Consider the following 18,186-nt stretch of genomic DNA (forward strand, 5'->3'; position numbering starts at 1 on the left):
GGGCCTCTTTAGTTCGGCCTAAATTCAATGCCAGGTCATTTTTTTGCCGCCTGCAGCGCAGGTTATCTTAGCGTTAGTTTTCCTCAAGGAGTGGCGAAATAAATATACGGAGAATGGACTACAAGCTTGGGAAGGAGAGCAAGCTATTTAAGGTCCTCGTACTTAAAGAGATTCGTAAGCTTCAATTGAAATCGCTAATTCAAAGGTTTGCTACACGCGAAGCCAAAGCGATTCGGCAAGATGATTCGTTCTATCTCTGGCGTATTAGGCGACTTCGCGCTGTAGGCATATATGAGAAACGATTCGGCGGAGTTCCTGATCTATTTAAAGCTAGAAAACTGCCGATACTAAAGTCTTACTATGTAAATAATGGGGTATATATTTGGCCTCGCCCTCGGTAAAGTGAGATCAGGTACAGTGGACTCAAAAACTAACAAGCGCAAGCAGAATGCTCCGGCCCTTCGGGCCTCCGCGGGACGCCCAATACTATGCACCTTTTGTGCTGGTCACTGCGTTTCCAGTTTCGCACAAAAAGTGCATAGTATTGGTCGCCCCTGTTGCGGGCGTTAGAGTTCCAAAACTATGAATATCGTGCCCCTCACTAAAAGTGATTGGGAGTCGTTAAAAAATATTCGATTGGAGTCACTTCTTGATTCTTCCAATGAATTTGGTATCACCTATCAGAAACAAAAGAGATTTCTGATGAAAATTGGAAGTCAATCGCCTCTGGTATAAATGGGTTAAATTTTTACTTGCTCGTTGTAATGGAGAGGATGTCGGATTAGTCGGTGGTGTTCATTCAGAAGGGCAGTACGAGCTAGTTTCTATGTGGGTAAAACCTGATAAAAAAGGGCGGTATTGGTGTAAGCTTAGTCAAAGAGTTGCTCGGCCATGCTAAATTTCAAGGTTTTACTTCTGTAGTTTTGAATGTATCTTCAAAAAACAGTGCAGCGTATAACTTGTATTCAAAGATCGGATTCAGAGTCTTAGAGGAAGCGAGCGGTTGTCCAGGGGTAGAGCTAAAGGAAATGGTTTGGTACTCCGCCTCCGAGCCCTAACAAGTGACTATGGTTCTTCGTTAGACTTTTAAGCCATATTTTCATCCCAGTATGTGTTGTTTTTTACCATCGTATTCAGAACGGTAAGTTGCTTTACCGCCCCTTGATGGTGAACCGCTAAAAAAGCCAGAGGAGTCAAGAAATCATTTAGAGCCTCCTTTATTTCCCTGTTGCAAATGTTTGAGCACCTGATCAAGTTCGGCTTGATTTTCATTGATAAGTTTCTCTCCGAGAGTCTCTAGTTTGTCGACGGATTTGTAGTCAAATATGGCGACGTATGGATTATTAATTTCTATATTTAGGTAGTTGTAATCGATTTTTCCTTTCGGGCTGAGAGATCTCGCAATTTCCAGAGTGTACAGCTGCTGGCTATCCATGGATCTTTGTACGTTGGATATAAGATCCTGGGTCCAGCTAATTTTTCCCCAGTTTTTTACTTTTTTGTAGCTGGCGTCCATGGTTTTTAATGGAGAGGTGCCAGCTCCAAGTATCAATACATAATAGTTTTTCCCAGGAAATTCTCTGATAATATCGAGCAGTACGATACTGGCAGGGTTGTTTGCATCGATACCTGCGTCGGCAAAGTAGCGGTGCCGAATATCCTGGTCTTTTGTCATAAATTCGACAGGTGGGAATAGGCTTTCAGCACTGGAGGCTGCGGTTACTAGTTGGTAGAGCGTATTGGTGGGCAGGTTGGTTACTTCCTTGCCGCGGTTCTTAAATAGCGTTAATTGGCCTGTATGAATATTAAGAGAAGGTACAATCACATAATTTTTCAAATCAGTGAAGTTCATTTCTTTTGTGTAATTTTCCTCCATGACATTGCTCAGGCGCTCGCCAATAAAGCGGGGAGAGAGCAATCCGTTAGCTGTCAATATTTTGTGATACCAGGGAACTGAGAATAAATACTCACTTTCATCTTTGTAGATTTGGATTATCTTGTCACTCTTAGAGTGGATGTTTTGACCTTCGGTGGCAGAGTTGTGAGTTGGTATGTGAGGAACATTGAGTCCGGTGGCAATAATCGCACCTATTGATGCACCACTAAAAACATCAAATAGCTCATCGATCGGTTTGCCAGCCTCTCGTTCTATATGTTGGAGTACATAGAGAGGGATAAGACCGCGAATACCACCCCCGTCAATGATAAGAATATTAATGGTGTCTTTATCTTTGAGCGCTTGGTTGCTCTCAATAAATTCCTCGGTTACAGGGTGTGCATTAAACTGAATGCTCTGGGTGAGACGATTATTGTAAACGTATATCAACACCACCAAAAAGGTGATTGTTACTACAATAATCGTTGGTATATGCCAAGTTTTCATGAGGCTGCCTGCACTCTTTTCTCCATATTATAAAGAGTGCTTGCTGGTGGGATAGTTTTACGCTTTGTTATCTTTTTAAGTGGTTATAAATTATTTTTTTATTTGCTCTTTGTATTGTGATTTTTATTATTGCTTTAAGGGTGGCAGGCAAGGGAAGTTATTCTATGGGCAGGTAGATATCTGTAATCATTTCGCGCTCTGGGACTTCGGGGAAAAATTTCACTCTTTCAAAAAACATTGGAAATTCTCGGGCGGTAAAGCCTGAAGAGTCAAGCCACTGAAGGTACAGGTATTGAACAGCAATTCCAATCGAATCATCACTGCCCAAGTACTGGATGACTGCACATTTTCCCGAAGGGATCACTTTATTTATGACGCCATATTCATGGGTGATACTGGCACTGACCGGTTGGTTTACTGTGCAGCAGACGTCAAATCTGAACTGGTCTGAGGCTGTGGTTGCGGGATCATCGTAAACCAGATTGAACGTCCTGCTTTTATCCGGTGAAAGGCCTTGCCCTTTTCGCCACTGAATAAACTGATTAATAGTGCTGCCCAGTAGGTGAGCTGGCCCCCGGTGTTCCATGACGGCAAGGCGGGTCTCGGGAAATTCGACGACTTTTACATCGAAGCTGGTGGTGGTTGCCATCAATTGACTCCTTAGTATCATGATCGGCTCATAGTGCTTGTGCCAGAGTGCCCAGTCGGGTTTCTGTCTAAATTTAGCGGGGCTTTTACCAAAGTATCTTTTGAGGGCCCGCGAGAAGGCCTCATGACTCTCATAGCCGCTTTCCAGTGCTATATCCACGACCTTTTTATCCCGGTAAGCCAGCTGATAGGCCGCCCGCTTGAGTCTTAGTAATCTGACCAGGGCTATCACTGACATTCCGAAGAAGGCGGAGCACTGGCGGTGAAAGTGGTATTTAGACAAGTTGGCAAACTGGCAGAGCTGGTCGACATCGAGATCCGAATCGAGGTTAGCCTCAATAAAGTACAGGACATGCGCAAACCTCTCTCTATGTCTCGCCATCTCTGTTGCCTCCTTTAGGTAAAAAGATTCTAGATGCCTTGTGCCCCCAGTACTTGATCGATATTGCTGACTATGAACCGTGAAGAGGGAGACCGGCGGGAGTGGGGGCAGAGGATGGTGGGGCCCTTAGGCCCCATATGCGCTAGCAGGGAGTGGAGGATCTTTTGAAGGTATTTACCATGACCTTTGCCTCTTTGAGGCTTAATAAATAGTCTTTGAGAGAGTTGAGCCCCGCCTTAATACCCAGTGAGATCAGTTTGATCACTAGTGAGAACGCCAGTTCTGATTTCAGGTGGGGAGTAAATGCCAGAAAGGCTTTGAAAATAGAGCAGTGGATTCGTTTTAGTAGGTCTTGAATATCTTTGTTGTTGGTGGATATTTTCTCGGCTTTCTTTTCAAATGCTTTGAGTTCATCCAAATATTCGGTAAATAAGCGAAAGTTAAAGACCACGGTTCTATGTGCTTTATATCCGGCAATAATACTACTCAGGGCATCATTGATTTTTCTCAGGGCAATATAGTCCGTTCTGGAGAGGCTCTCATAGGAGTTGGAGAGATACGCGATAGTATCCCTCCGCAGTTGGCAAAATTCGAACAGATGCCGATCGTGCTTTCTCATCTCTAACAGCCGATATATCTGCACGGCAATGAAAAAAAGAGCAATTGCGAGCAAGATGTAGAGCACTACTCAAACTCCTTCTCATTAATGGGCTTTTTAGAGGCCGCTTTTCGGGTTGGTGGAGAATAGGAGAAGGCATTATCCATCAGCTTGAGGAACCTGTCTCGATACTCTTTATTATCCGCAGCTAGCCGATCAATTTCAACTTGGCGATCTTTCAGCCGCCCACTGTACATCCAGAAAAGCAAATAATGCGCAAAGATGAAAAAAATGACAAACAGGCCATTTTTTAGGCCCATTTCTTGTACAAAGAGGAGTATATCTTTGAGGGTATCGGTCATGCAGTCCCTTAAAGCCAATTTCTAAGAATCTTGCGCATTTTTAACTATTGAGACGGTTGAAGCAAATCGCCCTAGAGGAGATGTGACGTGAGGAGGGTTTTCTGTGCCTGCAGATCGCTCTGGGTTATGAGGATAGGTTATGGCACTGACCGTTGGCGAACTCCCCACCCTGAAATGGTCGGGGAGCGGTGCACGGCGGGACTATGGAATCTCCGCCGGACTGGTTTCCTGTAATGCTTGTGGCGCTTCTGGCGTGCTCTTGCTGGGATTTTTAATCACACCTTTTTGCAGAATTAAGGTATTGGGATAGGTAATAAGCTCTTCACCTCTCCGGATAAGCACGTGAAATAGTGTGATTTCTTCAATGGTGCCAGAGATATCGTCATCTTTGTCCATAACCCGAATTTTATCGCCAACCCTGTAGGGAAAGCCAAAGAAAATAATCAAGCTGGCCGTGATATTGCTCAATATTGACCACTGGGCAAAAAGTGCCACACCGATGACTGCGAATACTGAAGAGAGAAAGATGGAAACCTGGGTATATTCAAACCCGAGGGCGCTGATGAGTAATACCAAGTGAAAAACCAGCAGGGCAATACCAACTGTCTTGGAAATATATTTGAGTCGATAGGGCTTCACCGCTCTGCTCTGCCCAAATCGGCCGATCGCGGAGGAGCTCAGTCTCATGCTAATAAAATAAGAGGCGATGATCAGTGCCGCTATGACTAAATTCATACTGTTTATCCCATTTCCATAATGCCTTGCCTTTCTGTGGGAAGGGCTTGCTGCTGTGGGGTCGTAGTTTTAAACGATGTGCGGCCGGCGGCCATACCTGCAGATGCTTACTTTGTACCAGTATTGCATTGCCGGGTGAATCATTGTTTCGCCCCTTGCTGCGCGGATCATAGTCGTAGTCTAAGACACTGCCAAGCCGGTTTGAGCGCTGGAAAGCGGATATCTGCTGCGGCGCCAGGTGTGGGCGCTGTAGGTGCATGAGACCGATACGGGAACACCTGCCGGCCCACCAGTCAGTCATCGTTCTTGCTGGAATTGGCGCATTACCTCTAAACTGTATACATATACAGTATTTGGTGAAACCCTATGAAACTTGCGACGCTCTACAGTCACGGCGTTGCCGCTGGCTTCCCCTCTCCTGCGGATGACCACAAAGAGGAAAGCCTCAGTCTCGATCAACATTTAATCACTCGTCCCGCGGCTACGTTTATGGCCCGCGCTAATGGCGATTCGATGCAGGGGCTGGGTATCTTTGATCGCGACCTACTGGTGGTGGACCGCTCTCTGGAGCCGGTGCATGGCGATGTGGTGGTTGTGGCCCTGGATGGCCAGCTTTCCTGCAAGGTGTTGGATCGCCAGCGCGGGCGTCTGCTGTCGGCCAATGATCGCTACCCGCCCATACCCGTTTGGGAGGGGCAGGAGCTGATTGTGGAAGGCGTGGTGAAAGCCTCTATTCGCTATCATCGCCCCTGTTGAATGTTGGCACTGGTAGATTGCAACAGTTGCTACGCCAGCTGTGAGCAGATATTCCGGCCCGACTTAAGGGGCAGGCCGGTGGTGGTGCTTTCTAATAACGATGGTTTTGTGGTGGCGCGCTCTAGCGAGGCCAAAGCACTGGGCATTGCTGATCTGGAGCCTTTCTTCAAGATTGAGCCTTTGTTGCGGCGGCACAAAGTGGCTATCTTCTCCAGTAATTACCCGCTCTACGGGGATATTTCCCATCGGGTTATGGAGACGCTCAAGGGCTTCAGCCCAGAGGTGGAGGTCTACAGTATTGATGAGATGTTCCTTAATCTACAGGGTCTGCAGGAGGAATGGCTGAGCTATGGACAGCGGATTCGCACAACCCTGTGGCGGGATGTGCGTATGCCTGTAGGTGTGGGGATCGCTCCCAGCAAGACCCTGGCCAAACTCGCCAACAGGGCGGCGAAAAACATCGCCCAATGCCACGGGGTTTGCGTCTTGGATACTCCGTATAGATGGCAGTGGCTGCAAAAGCGCATGCCGGTCGATAAGGTGTGGGGGGTTGGTCGACGGTTGGCAAAGCGATTGGGGCACCTTGGGATCGAAACCGTCTATGACTTGGCGAGGGCCAATCCCAAGATCCTGCGTCGGCATACCAATATTCATATTGAGCGAACTATTGAAGAGTTAAATGGCACTCCGTGCCTGGGGTTGGAAGAGCAGCCGCCGGCGAAGAAACAGATTTACTGCACCCGTTCCTTTGGGGAAAAATTAACCGAGCTGCAGCCAATCCAGCAGGCCGTCAGCCTCTATGCCAGCCGGGCGGCAGAAAAGCTGCGTGGACAAGGCTGCTTGGTGGCGGCGATGCATGTCTTTTTGCACACCTCACCCCACGAACCCAACTATTACAGCCGCAGTGTATTAGTGCAGTGTCCTTACCCTACCGATGACTCCCGCCTGCTCGCCGGTTTGGCAAAGGGCGCTATAGCCGAGCTTTACCGGCCGGGTCACCGCTATATGAAGGCCGGTGTGGGCCTGGTAGAGCTGGTGCCCCGGTCGTTGGGGCAGGGCGATTTGTTCTCGCTTGGGCAGTCGAAACGCGCCGGGGAGGTAATGCAGACCCTCGATAGGGTCAATCGGCACTTTGGCCGCGGTACCCTGTTCCTGGGGGCCGAGGGTGTACACAAGCACTGGAAGATGCGCCAGGCTTATCGTTCACCCTCGTATACCACTCGTTGGGCGGCGCTGCCTATGGTGCAGATTTAGGGGCATCGAGGTTCAAAGTCCCACAGCGGCCGCAGTTTTTGATTAAGACGGGGATAGTGTCCAGGTGCGCGCTGCAGAAGAAGCAGTGGCCGGTCTTTCGCGTCTTGTGGCTCGCAAATTGCTTAGTGGCCATCATGGAGAGGCCTATATGGGGTCGTAGGGCTTTGATTTGCTTTGCGCTAACTCTGTTGCGGGGAAAGCCCCGTAAGATTTCTTGTATGTGGATAAGGGCGGAATCTTGGATTTCCCAGAGTTGACCGCAGTGCTTGCAGAACAGGTGCATGGAGTGGCCGGCGTACTCGTTGATCGACAGACACTAGTCTAGCGGCAAGTAGATACTGCCGGGGGAAGGAGTTTTTCCCGGCAGCGCAAAGGCGGAACGACTACACAAGGAACCGCTATCAACTGGGGCACCTCTGAACAATCCTGTAAAGTCTCTACGGCTTTTAAGGCCCGCCCTAGGGGGGGCTTGGTTGGATTTTGTTAGTTGGGTTGCAAACCTAATATTTCAAATCCAGATCCAGCAGGGATACCGGCTGTCCATCGTTACCGACCAAATCGACCCGGACAGGCTCTCCCGTTCTTTTATCAATAACCCGTGACCAGCGCACACCTTCTCTTCCAGACCAGTGTGTACTCCAGTCAATCAGAGACACCAAGACGGGAACCAGCGCGAGGCACTTCGGAGTTGCGTTATAGAGCATACGCCGCGCTCCGGGTTTGATTGGGGTTTTAACCAGGATGCCAGCGTCTTCCAAAGTGGTTAATCTTTGGGTGAGAATATTTCGCGAGATTTGCAAGCTCTCCTGCAATGAGTCAAACCGGTTAACCCCCCTCAATACATCGCGGATAACAAGCAGACTCCAGCGATCGCCGATGACGGAAAGCGCCTCTTCGATTGCACATTGAACAGTGGGTTTACTCTCGCTCATAGCCATCCTGCGGTTGCCCAAGGCTCCATGGTCTCACAGGCAAGTTCCAAAACAAAACTTTCCAGAAGGCGGCTACAGCTCCCCTATATAACCATAAGTTATTGAAGCGACACCTATATCAAATTTTGGTTAGTTGCATTTTGGAACTTATCTGCGCTAGATTAGTTCCAAAATGCAACTATTGAGATGTGTAATGCGCTTCAAACCGATCGTTTTGTGCTCCTTTGTCGAGGGCTCTTTAGGCAGCCCCAAGAAACAGATGCTGGAGCAAGTGATACGCCGGGCTTACCAGGATCACCTGGACCAATCTGTGTCCCCCAGGGTGGTGTGGCTGGAGATACCGGTAAATCAAGCATTCTTGGAGGGTAAACCATCATCAGTGGCCACCCTTATGGCCCCCGTACCGGATGGAACCATGAACAGGTTGCGACACCCATTTTTATACAAATTGCTTGAGCAATGGTGCATCACAGCAGAGACGAATAAAAATGAGGTGGTTATTACAGCGCCCGACCAATCACTCAGCAAAGAATTTTTAAGCGCAAATCGCAAGCGAATGCCTCCTCTTCGGCAAATTGGCTACATCGCGAAAACGCTGATGCGCTTAGTGACGTCCAGATGCGCCTCAGGGCACTTCAAAACTCAGATCAACTTGTAAGAGATCACAGATGCCCCTTTATACAATCTCCACCCAGCGACCACTGTCCAGTGTTGAGCAACAGATGCTTGTTTCAGAAATTACGGAAGTTCACTGCACAGTAACCGGTGCGCCCGCACAATTTGTACAAGTTGTATTCAGTCAGGGTGTTTACTTGCGTTCAAAGAATATCGTTCATGTTCTGGGTTCCATTCGTTCAGGCCGTAGCGATAAAATCAAGTCAACCCTAGCAAATGGTTTTATCGAAACAGCCTCTAAGGTTTTAGGCTGTCCCACCTCTCGTTGTGAGGTGGATCTTATCGATGTGCCTGCGAGCTGGGTCATTGAAGGAGGTGCAGTAATGCCGGAACCTGGAGAGGAGCAAGAGTGGCTTGCCCTGCAATCCAGCTAGGTTCACATTAACTTTCTTTCTATGCCTCAGAAATAAAAAATAATTCAATACTGCCAAATTCTGAATGGCAGCAGGGAGTAATATTATGTCCACTTCGACTTTGGAAGGTATCGAAACCCTGGAAACCTACTTGTTAACGGGCAAGCAGCCAGGGGGTGAAGATTATTCCCGTTTTAAGGCGCTATCTGAGAAATTTACGGGTAATACTTTTGATGCATTAATGGCTGCCTGTAAGCGTCATTCTCAGCAAACAGCGATCTCTTATTTTCTCTCGGGGAAGGATTACAGAAAACCGGTAAAAATCAGCTATCAAACGCTGGCTGAACGGATTACTCAAACGGCCAATTTATTCAACAGTATCGGGCTTAAAGAGGACGATACGGTCGCATTTATCTTGCCTAATCTGCCCGAAACCCACTATGTACTTTGGGGTGCAGAGGCCGCGGCAAAGGTACTGGCGATCAACCCATTATTGGAATCCAGGCAGATAGAAGAGTTAATGCGGCATAGCCAGGCAAAAGCAATCGTAACGCTAAGCCCTTTTCCCGGTACTGATATTTGTGAAAAAATTGAAAGTATCTTAGGCAATCTGCCCGAAGTAACAAGTATCTTACATGTAGATCCAGCCTATCATGCCAAAGGCCTAAAGGGCGTTGCAGCTAAAGCGATACAATTCCAGCATCGCTCGCGACTGAAGCCACTGGAAGGAATAAAGCGAGTACATTTTCAGTCGGCAATACAGCAGCAGCCTTCTACGTATTTAACGTTCAAACGCATCATCCGTAGTGACGATGTGGCCTCCCTATTCTGCACGGGTGGCACAACAGGCTTACCCAAAATTGCGACTCATACTCACGCGAATGAACTGGCCAATGCAAAAAGTATTGGTTTGGTGGCGGGGGACATCATGAGTTCGGGAAAGGTAATTCTGTGTGGTCTGCCATTATTCCATGTGAACGCGGCAATAGTGACTGGGCTTGCTGCCTTTATCAATGGTTGCGAAGTAGTATTAATGACGCCACAAGGCTACCGCGGCGAAGGCGTATTCAGTCATTTTTGGAAAATAATTGAGTTCTACCGCGTCAATAGTTTTAGTGCTGTCCCCACTGTTTATTCAACGCTGCTTCAACAGCCGGTAAATCAGTGCGATATCTCCTCTCTACAAATGGCTTTGTGTGGCGCAGCGCCTATGCCTGTTGAAGTGTTCAATGCTTTTGAACGAATAACCGGGGTACAAATTGTCGAGGGCTATGGCCTAACGGAGGGTACCTGTGCCAGCAGTATCACTCCGCCACATGGAACCAAGAAGGTTGGCTCTATTGGACTGCGCTTGCCGTTGCAAATGATGCGAAGTGTTCAGCTGGATGCGCAGGGTAATTTCATTCGATACAGTCAGATAAATGAAATCGGCAGCCTGCTTATTCATGGCGATAATGTGTTCAGAGGATATCTCAATCCCGAGCACAATCAGGGAATATGGGTACACGATGATCAAGGGCGGCGCTGGCTGAATACCGGGGATTTAGGCCGGCAGGATGACGATGGATATTTTTGGCTCACAGGTCGTAAAAAAGAACTGATCGTGCGCGGGGGGCATAATATTGAGCCTAAATTGATTGAAGAGGTCCTCTGCCAGCATGCTGCCGTTGCCATGGCGGCAGCTGTAGGGACTCCTGATCCTCATGCAGGGGAAGTTCCTGTCGCCTATGTAATGCTGTCGGATAGTGCGATGAGCACCCTAACGATCAATGGGGGTGAGATTGTAATGGATGCTTATGCCAAAGCATTACTTGAAGAAATTACCGTTTACGCAAAAGAGAATATCACTGAGCGCGCGGCTATCCCCAGAAAAATTGTACTAAGAGCAATGCTCCCTACTACGGCGGTTGGCAAGATCTTCAAGCCTGCACTGGAGATGGAGGAAATCCGTATATGCGTTGAAGGTATTATCAAGCAGCTGGTGCAGAAAGTAGATGTTTCACCTGCAGGTAAGCATGTAAAAGTGGAGCAAGATAAGGTGCTCGGAACCATTGCCAGAATCTCTACGCAAGGAAACTCTGACCTTGAACGTTCTCTTGCAGAACAGCTGGCGCCATACACTTTTAAGTATGAACTGATGTGATCGTTTGCAAAAAGCCCTCTCCTTGAGGGCTCTTGCACCTGCGGTGCTGTATCATAAATTTTGTACTGTGTTCGTGGTAAAGAAGCATGCTCGCAGAAAAAGTACCTAGGCATCAATTTTTATGTGCCAATGATTAACTAATGGAGTGATTTAAAAGGGCTATATAAAGATCACATCAGAATCGGAGTCATTACTTCGAAATCCTTTGCTGCAAAAAATGTATGAATGTAAGCCAGCCTCGTAAACCTCGTGGAGGTTATCTAAGTTCAAGGGATGTCAACAGAATCACGGAATTTTTGGAGGCGTATGAAGAAGTCGTGTTAGGTTTTTAACGAGCTTCGCCAATTTTTCTTGTAACGCATTGCAGGTCAGTCCAGCCATAATCAGTGCAAATTCGACGATTTCAATCGTCTGCAATTGTTCATCCAGGATAATGCTCGAGGTGGTGATGCCTATTACCGGAATGAGTAGAGCAAAAGGGGGGGATCGTTGCTGCGGAGTGCGTTCTCGCGAGCCAGCCCCAAATAGCGAAGACGATCAACATGGAAATAAAGTTCATATAGGCAAGTGACAGCCAGATTGTGTCACTTGCCCTAATGATTAGCGCTATCGAATCCTGCGCTTCCAGGAAATAGGAGAGAGCAAAAAGTGGTAGGGGTGGGATCAGGCATATCCAAACCATAAAATGCAATAAATTGCTGCCCTGGGTACGTCTCATAATCAGATTTGATAGGGCCCAGATGAATGCTGAAGCAGCTTGATTAGACCAAAAGCGCTTACGCTGCCCCCTGTATTCAGGAAGAATAGTGAATATCCAGATGTTGCGATAAGAATACTGAGTATTTGAATCCGGTTAACGGCCTCTTTAAAGAAAAGAGCACCGAGTAAGATAGTTAAGAACGCTTGGTCTGGAGAAGTAAAGAAGAAATACCAGCGGATGCATCGGTTTTCATCGCAAAGAAAAGTAGTTAAAGTTTAGTGCCCCGAGAAAGAGGCCAACACCAAGTACATTTCATGGGGGTGTCTTGGGAATAGAGATGTAAAATACTGCGGGGATGGCGACGAAAAGAAATCGAAGTGCAGAGGACAGGGCGGGCGGGAGCTCCTCAAGGCCATTCTTAACAACTGTAAAATTGACACTCCCAAATAAAGACGACGGGATACGGGTTAAGTACCAGATCCTCTAACTTCATCGGTTGTTCTGCGTTATCAAAATGGGAGGCGAGTGGCGGGATGTTAGAGTAAATTAAAAATCATTCTATCTAACGGTGGCGTAGATGCTGGAAGTAGTTTATTGCCGTGTTTGGTGACTGAGAGCCACAGTATTCCAGGTTGAATGAAAGTAATTATCTGCTGGTCCGGCCGCTTAATCGGGTCGATCACTTTGATTCAGATGATCGATGATTTTTTGAATCACCGGTTTGTTTTCTTCAATCAGTCTGTCCGCGTGAAGCCTCAGAGAATCCAGGGCATCATAATCAAAAATTCCAACAAATGGATCAACAACTTCGATGTTTAGGTAGTCGTACTGCAGTCGTTTTTCGCTGGTGAATAATTGGATTAGGTCCAGTGCATACAATTGCTGATGATCCATGGACTTCTGAATATTTAAGAAGGCGTCTTGAATCCAACGGATGCGCCCCCAGTTTTTGAGTTCTTTGTATTCCAGTTGGGAACTGGCTGTTGGTGGGGTCCCTGTGCCTAAAATCAGTACATAGTAATTTTTGTTGGGAAACCTGCGAAGGATGTTAAGCAGTACCAAGCTTGTAGGGTTATTCATAGCCAGGCCGGCATCCGCGAAGTAGTTATGCTGATGGGATTTTCCGGGTACTTTAAACGCAACTGGAGGGTAAGCCGTTTCGGCACTGACGGCTGCGGTAATGAGTTGATATAAACTATTGGTGGGCAGTTGGCTGACAGCATCTCCGCGGTTTTTGAACAGGTGTACTTCACCGTTGTGTATGTTTAGGGCTGGGATAATGACATAGTTCTTTAAGTCCGTGAATGAAAGGGATTTAGTGTAGTGTTTTTCCATTACCTCGTGTAAACGTTCCCCCATAAAAGAGGGGGAAAAAAGTCCCCATCCAGTCAAAATATCGTGATACCAGGGTGAGGAAAATAGGTAATCGCTTTCCTCCTTGTAGAGTTGAATCAAATATTCTGTGGCGGAGCTATGGCCTCTATATTGTTCGGGAATAAAGTCTTCTGGAATGTTGATACCACTGGCAATGATCGCACCACTGGATACGCCACTGTAGACGTCAAAGACCTCGGTGATCGGTTTCTTTAGTTTTTTCTCGATGTACTTGAGCACATACAGTGGGATTAAACCCCGAACCCCACCGCCATCAATGATCAGTATGCGGATGGTATCTTTTTCTTTTAGGTAATCAAGGCTGTTTGTGAGTTCGGGTTCAGAGGGCGCTCGGGTGAAGGTAATGGACTGAGTGAATTGATTGTTATAAACATAAGCGGCAGAAATATAAACTACAGCGATAAATAGAACGGCTAATATAGAACCTTTAAGCATGGATACGGCAGGTTACTCGTAGTTTCAGGTGTCTGTGAATAATTCTTGATGTAAGCATAATCGGCATCTGAGCCTTGTGTGGTCCAGACAGAAGGGTATTCTTCCGAATCGTCTTTTCACTAGGCTTATTTGCTACAGGTGAAAATGTGCTTATAAGATACTGTGATAGGAGTGGTGTCCTATCAGTCAGCTGCTAAGGGCTCGGTTGGAACGTTACTCGGAAATTATCAGTGACTCAATGCGAATAAAAAAATGGGGAGGGGAATGGATCGAGTTTCACGGTCATACCTGAGGGGAGGATATGTAAAAACGCTCTTTAGGGTGCGATGGTGAGAAGTAAAAACGGTAGTGAATTTTATGCGAACTGCTCAGTGTCTGTTGGGTAAAGTTTATTGGAGCGCTTAAAAACACTTTTCTTGCCGTAATGTTTTTCGAGGAAGGAACGAGCTCCATCAATTCAACTTCCCGGTAATTTTTTAATAGAGGCAAGAGGGCGAGGGTAGCTGATGAGAGGTTTACGGGTTGCCCAGAGGGTGAAGTTGGCCTAAAGAGGCAGATGTGAGAGTAGGATTGTGTCTGTCTCTATGAGACTTGCGCGGGCTCTATAAAAAAAGGGCCTGCATTCGAAAATGCAAGCCCTTTTGAAATGGCGCGCTCGGGAGGATTCGAACCTCCGACCGCCTGGTTCGTAGCCAGGTACTCTATCCAGCTGAGCTACGAGCGCGTCGTTGAGGTTGCGCACAATATAGATCCTGAAGGCGCTAGTCAAGAACTTATGTGGCAGAAATGTATGGCTTGGTTATTCGGAGGCTAAATAATAGTCAGTTTGGGAGTAAGTGAGTGAAAAATGACTATTTGGCATCAATAGATAATTTCTGATGTGGTGAGGCTAAGCCGGCAGAGTAGGGCGCCGATCGGCAATGAAATCGTGAACTTTGCCGAGGCTAAGAGACCAGCCCTGTGGTTTGGTAAATCGGCTACTTCCTGCGTGGGTGCTAAGACCGCACCCATAAACCACCCAGCGAGAACGCGACGTATATTACTCGAGGGCGATACCCTGAACTATGTCAGCGTCGAGTGCTACAACCTCAACCTCGGCCAGACTTTTACCTTCCATGCCACCGGTGTCGGTAGCGACAAAGAGATAGCTATCTGTGGCACCTTTGCCGGCGACAGCCATAGCGAATCAGCACGGACCTATCTTAGTGCCTACTGCAGCGGCGGCCAGCTGAATATCGAATGGGTTGGGAGAGTGCGGCTCGATGGCCGCGCGGCTTACAATTAAAGCCCGTTTTTTGCTGGCTATCGGACATCGGTCAGAGTATGGAGACCACCGCAAACACTTTCACCATCGCAGACCCAGGCCCGGCCACCATCACAGTCAACCAACTCCATAACATCACCGGCACAGATCCCACCGCATAGATTAGGGTATAAGCAGAAAAAAACACCCAGAGCAACACGCCGAACAGCGGCATACCCTATGCCCAGGAAGGCACCCACAACCCCGCTGCCAGCCTGAATCAGGCCCTGAATACAGTAGGTGCACTGCTACCGTTGGAAGTGCAGACCATACAGAATGATCCACCGGCCTCCGTCAGCGATGGCGACCGCTACCTAGTCGCCACCGGCACCGGCACCGGCGACTGGGCTGGTGAGGACGGCCAGCTCGCACGCTATGTCGCAGCCCCCAGCTAATGGCAATTTCTCTCCGCAAAGGTGGCTCTGAATAAAGTGGACGGGCTGCTGTATGTCCAAGGTAGCAGCGACTGGTAGCTTGCCAGCCGCCCCGAGACTTTGCCGGTGATTACTGGGGACATAAGCAGCGATTTGGCTGGGGTAGTGATACAGATGTTAAGCGCGTTGAATGGGGTGTATTGGGAGAATCAAATAATCTAACTAGCTGTACTACCAGCCCAAGGCTTAACCAAAAAGTAGTTCCTAGAATTGCCACATCGTCAGCCAGTTTTTGATCACAGTGAAGGTTATTTTTCTCAGTTGCCAAAAAACGCAAGATAATGCTTTAAAATCAGCCAGTTGTAAGGAATGCGAAAATTGTGGATAGTGATCACGATGATCGTTTTTCTAGTTAGGACTATCGTGCCGAATGGCTGTAATCCATTGATTTAGTAGAAGAATATGGTGAGTTGGCGTACATTTGTATCAGAAATAGTGGTCTTGATGACCACTATATAAATGTTATGTGCAAGGAAATTAAAATCGGATTATTTTATAAAATATTTATCTTTATCACTGGAGTAGCTCCTGCAACATGTTGGTTCTTGCTTGGGTCATATTGGTCTTTTGGCTTATTTAATAATATTGTCAATATCCCGTTATGGTTATTGTTTTATAGTTTTGCTCTATTTGGAGTCTTAGGCTTCTGGTTTGAGTTGCTAAAGCCAGATAAATATAAAGCACTTATTTCTATTGGGGTGATCCTTGGTTGTATTGTTACTTGTGTAATATATTTTACAGAACCTAATATGTTTAGAGAGCTATTTTTAGCAGTTTTCTCACCTGTTGTAGCTGGCATTGTAATATTAATAAAAAATGCACATAACAAGTTCGTGCACAGGACTTAATTTCCGTTACACCTTTTGCCATTGCTTCGCAATTATACGGCAAAAGGTTCCACTACAATCAAGCCTGTGACAAAGGCGTTAAGCAAATAGAGATGCGAGAATACTTTAGAATTTTATCGTCCATTTCAATTACATTGATACTGGTGGCGGTGTTGGCGTCATTATTGTCAGGAGTAATTGCGATAATGGCTGCAAGCCAAAATGTGCTTAGAGCATTTATGTTTCCTTTTGTGGTTTCATGGATAGGGTTCTTGATGTTTGGCGTAATCGGATCTGCATTATGGACATTGATATTCAATTATTCTGATTTTTGGAAAGTTTCAAAAATGATAAGGCAGTCTGCGGCAGCACTAATTTCTATGTTCGTAACTTTATCAATTTTTTGCCTGTTTTCCGGTTTAAGCTCTGATAGCAAAGCTATCGAATACTTTGTTGCGCCATATTTATTGGCGGTGGTTGTCTTCCCTGTGGTGCTCGCTAGTATTTTTATCTACAAATTTCTATATGTTAAAGGCGGTTCGTAAAAAATTTAAACTCGCAACTTTAGTGGATTCCATTGTAAAATGTGAGCAAGACGGAGAGTGTGTACCAAGTATTGCTTAACAAGGCCGGGCAATTTACTCCGGGCCTACGGCCCTCCGTGGGACAGTTTACCTTGTGCGTGGGTCGCTGTGCTCCCATTTTCGCGCAAAACACGCACAAGGTAAGCTGCCCCTGCCGGCAGCGTTCAGGCTGTAGAAAAACTCTTAAAAGGTAGCTTATTTTGTTAAAATGGAGATCTTGATGTCGAGATTATCCATATGCCCAATTTCAAACGTTACGATTACAACCAAGATGTAATGGTCGTCATCAATTTCGAAGAACAACTACAACCTGAAACCTTTGAGTTTACACTTCATCATCTGATCGATAACCATATCGACCTCTCTGTCTTCCATAAAAAATATCAAAGATAGCGGTGGGCGAACCGCCTATCATCCAGCTATCCTACTGAAAATCATACTGTTTTCTTACTCAAAAGGTATTACTTCAAGCCGTGAAATTCAATGGCAGTGTGAGAACAATATCCTCTTCAAAGCACTGTCATGCGATACCGTTCCGCATTTTACTAGTATTGCGAGTTTCGTAAGCAGTTATCCTGATGCGATTGAGTTGGTGTTTGAGCAAGTGTTGCTGGTCTGCGATCAGCAAGGGCTGCTTGGCAACGAACTTTTCGCAATAGATGGATGCAAGATGCCATCCAATGCCAGCAAAGAACATTCGGGGACCTTTAAAGAGCTAGAGCAGAAGCAGAAAAAAATTCACAAGAAGATCAAACATTGTCTCAAAGAGCACAAGAGGCTTGATGGCAGGAAACCTAAAGAAAAAGAGCGAAAGCAAGCGGTAGCTAAAGCGGCTGATACTCTGCAGAAACACTTTGATAAAATTGATCAGTTCTTAAAGAATCACTCCCCCAGGATGGGGCAAGGTAAAAACCCTAAAGAGGTAAAAAGTAATATCACGGACAATGAATCAGCCAAGATGACTACCAGTAAGGGAACCATCCAGGGCTATAACGGTGTTGCCGCAGTTGATAGGAAGCATCAGATAGTTGTTGAAGCACAGGCCTTTGGAGAGGGGCAAGAACATCATACACTGAAGCCTATTCTCGATGGCATCAGTTGCCATTATCAGAATATAGGAATAGATGGAGCCATCTTGGAAAAACAGGTCATCATTACTGCTGATACTGGATTCTCCAACGATGCTATTAACCCGGCGGACAAATAGTTTCATTATGCTGCATATTTAATCGATTCATGCCGGAAGTAGGATGCTACACGCGCAGGTTTCTTTTGTAACATTCTCAT

General features: G+C 46.7%; 19 protein-coding genes, 1 tRNA gene and 1 pseudogene. 11 read left to right on the plus strand and 10 right to left on the minus strand.

The window, feature by feature from the left end; genetic code table 11:
* The first annotated feature begins 857 nt into the window (after positions 1 to 857).
* Positions 858 to 1,058, plus strand: coding sequence for a hypothetical protein (locus tag Q1A69_RS20475; RefSeq protein ID WP_366525618.1), 201 nt, complete (start codon positions 858 to 860; stop codon positions 1,056 to 1,058).
* Between the two features lie 143 nt (positions 1,059 to 1,201).
* Here Q1A69_RS20475 and Q1A69_RS18880 read toward each other — a convergent pair whose 3' ends face one another.
* The 6 genes from Q1A69_RS18880 to Q1A69_RS18905 all read right to left on the minus strand — a co-directional run bounded on the left by Q1A69_RS18880 (position 1,202) and on the right by Q1A69_RS18905 (position 5,409).
* On the minus strand, positions 1,202 to 2,383 hold the full coding sequence (locus Q1A69_RS18880) for a patatin-like phospholipase family protein (RefSeq protein WP_299589067.1): 1,182 nt from the start codon (positions 2,381 to 2,383) through the stop codon (positions 1,202 to 1,204).
* 157 nt (positions 2,384 to 2,540) lie between these two features.
* Entirely contained in the window at positions 2,541 to 3,413 is an 873-nt protein-coding gene (locus tag Q1A69_RS18885) for an AraC family transcriptional regulator (RefSeq protein WP_299589070.1), read from the minus strand.
* 142 nt (positions 3,414 to 3,555) lie between these two features.
* Positions 3,556 to 4,032 (minus strand): hypothetical protein, encoded by a 477-nt coding sequence (locus tag Q1A69_RS18890; protein WP_299589073.1) that lies wholly within the window; start codon positions 4,030 to 4,032, stop codon positions 3,556 to 3,558.
* Positions 4,033 to 4,097: 65 nt separating this feature from the next.
* Positions 4,098 to 4,373 carry a hypothetical protein gene (locus Q1A69_RS18895; protein ID WP_299589075.1) on the minus strand — a complete coding sequence of 92 codons (276 nt, stop codon included), beginning with the start codon at positions 4,371 to 4,373 and terminating at the stop codon, positions 4,098 to 4,100.
* A gap of 201 nt (positions 4,374 to 4,574) precedes the next feature.
* Positions 4,575 to 5,108 (minus strand): mechanosensitive ion channel domain-containing protein, encoded by a 534-nt coding sequence (locus Q1A69_RS18900; RefSeq protein WP_299589078.1) that lies wholly within the window; start codon positions 5,106 to 5,108, stop codon positions 4,575 to 4,577.
* On the minus strand, positions 5,062 to 5,409 hold the full coding sequence (locus Q1A69_RS18905) for a hypothetical protein (RefSeq protein ID WP_299589081.1): 348 nt from the start codon (positions 5,407 to 5,409) through the stop codon (positions 5,062 to 5,064). Before Q1A69_RS18905 ends, Q1A69_RS18900 begins: the two co-directional genes overlap by 47 nt.
* A gap of 65 nt (positions 5,410 to 5,474) precedes the next feature.
* On the opposite strand from Q1A69_RS18905, the gene umuD reads away from it, so the two are divergent.
* Entirely contained in the window at positions 5,475 to 5,864 is a 390-nt protein-coding gene (umuD, locus tag Q1A69_RS18910; RefSeq protein WP_299589084.1) for a translesion error-prone DNA polymerase V autoproteolytic subunit, read from the plus strand.
* Positions 5,865 to 7,118: a Y-family DNA polymerase gene (locus Q1A69_RS18915; RefSeq protein WP_299589087.1), complete on the plus strand. Its 1,254-nt coding sequence runs from the start codon at positions 5,865 to 5,867 to the stop codon at positions 7,116 to 7,118.
* Between the two features lie 500 nt (positions 7,119 to 7,618).
* Here the strand turns inward: Q1A69_RS18915 and Q1A69_RS18920 are convergent, their stop codons facing one another.
* Positions 7,619 to 8,050 carry a helix-turn-helix domain-containing protein gene (locus Q1A69_RS18920; protein ID WP_299589093.1) on the minus strand — a complete coding sequence of 144 codons (432 nt, stop codon included), beginning with the start codon at positions 8,048 to 8,050 and terminating at the stop codon, positions 7,619 to 7,621.
* A 193-nt stretch (positions 8,051 to 8,243) separates the two neighbouring features.
* On the opposite strand from Q1A69_RS18920, the gene Q1A69_RS18925 reads away from it, so the two are divergent.
* The 3 genes from Q1A69_RS18925 to Q1A69_RS18935 all read left to right on the plus strand — a co-directional run bounded on the left by Q1A69_RS18925 (position 8,244) and on the right by Q1A69_RS18935 (position 11,221).
* Positions 8,244 to 8,708 carry a hypothetical protein gene (locus Q1A69_RS18925; protein ID WP_299589096.1) on the plus strand — a complete coding sequence of 155 codons (465 nt, stop codon included), beginning with the start codon at positions 8,244 to 8,246 and terminating at the stop codon, positions 8,706 to 8,708.
* A 10-nt stretch (positions 8,709 to 8,718) separates the two neighbouring features.
* Positions 8,719 to 9,099: a tautomerase family protein gene (locus tag Q1A69_RS18930; protein WP_299589099.1), complete on the plus strand. Its 381-nt coding sequence runs from the start codon at positions 8,719 to 8,721 to the stop codon at positions 9,097 to 9,099.
* 85 nt (positions 9,100 to 9,184) lie between these two features.
* Positions 9,185 to 11,221, plus strand: coding sequence for an acyl-CoA synthetase (locus tag Q1A69_RS18935; RefSeq protein ID WP_299589102.1), 2,037 nt, complete (start codon positions 9,185 to 9,187; stop codon positions 11,219 to 11,221).
* A 1,366-nt stretch (positions 11,222 to 12,587) separates the two neighbouring features.
* Here the strand turns inward: Q1A69_RS18935 and Q1A69_RS18940 are convergent.
* Both Q1A69_RS18940 and Q1A69_RS18945 read right to left on the minus strand, forming a co-directional pair.
* Positions 12,588 to 13,751, minus strand: a complete 1,164-nt coding sequence (locus Q1A69_RS18940; protein WP_299589105.1) for a patatin-like phospholipase family protein — start codon at positions 13,749 to 13,751, stop codon at positions 12,588 to 12,590.
* Positions 13,752 to 14,398: 647 nt separating this feature from the next.
* Positions 14,399 to 14,475 (minus strand) — tRNA-Arg (locus Q1A69_RS18945).
* A 156-nt stretch (positions 14,476 to 14,631) separates the two neighbouring features.
* Between Q1A69_RS18945 and Q1A69_RS18950 the strand changes: the two genes are divergently transcribed.
* Positions 14,632 to 15,036, plus strand: a complete 405-nt coding sequence (locus tag Q1A69_RS18950) for a hypothetical protein (RefSeq protein WP_299589108.1) — start codon at positions 14,632 to 14,634, stop codon at positions 15,034 to 15,036.
* Positions 15,037 to 15,067: 31 nt separating this feature from the next.
* On the opposite strand, the gene Q1A69_RS18955 is transcribed toward Q1A69_RS18950, so the two are convergent.
* A complete protein-coding gene (locus Q1A69_RS18955) occupies positions 15,068 to 15,229 on the minus strand; it encodes a hypothetical protein (RefSeq protein WP_299589111.1) in 162 nt (53 codons plus the stop codon).
* 52 nt (positions 15,230 to 15,281) lie between these two features.
* Here Q1A69_RS18955 and Q1A69_RS18960 point away from each other — a divergent pair, with 52 nt between their 5' ends.
* From Q1A69_RS18960 to Q1A69_RS18975, 4 genes and pseudogenes are all read left to right on the plus strand, one after another.
* A complete protein-coding gene (locus tag Q1A69_RS18960; protein ID WP_299589119.1) occupies positions 15,282 to 15,449 on the plus strand; it encodes a DUF2793 domain-containing protein in 168 nt (55 codons plus the stop codon).
* Between the two features lie 979 nt (positions 15,450 to 16,428).
* Positions 16,429 to 16,860 carry a hypothetical protein gene (locus Q1A69_RS18965; RefSeq protein ID WP_299589114.1) on the plus strand — a complete coding sequence of 144 codons (432 nt, stop codon included), beginning with the start codon at positions 16,429 to 16,431 and terminating at the stop codon, positions 16,858 to 16,860.
* Positions 16,861 to 17,338: 478 nt separating this feature from the next.
* Positions 17,339 to 17,446: pseudogene (locus Q1A69_RS18970) on the plus strand (transposase); the annotation flags it as partial.
* A 45-nt stretch (positions 17,447 to 17,491) separates the two neighbouring features.
* Entirely contained in the window at positions 17,492 to 18,106 is a 615-nt protein-coding gene (locus Q1A69_RS18975; RefSeq protein WP_299589116.1) for a hypothetical protein, read from the plus strand.
* Positions 18,107 to 18,186: the final 80 nt, after the last annotated feature.

The sequence above is a fragment of the uncultured Microbulbifer sp. genome, from assembly GCF_947498635.1.
GTDB lineage: Bacteria > Pseudomonadota > Gammaproteobacteria > Pseudomonadales > Cellvibrionaceae > Microbulbifer > Microbulbifer echini.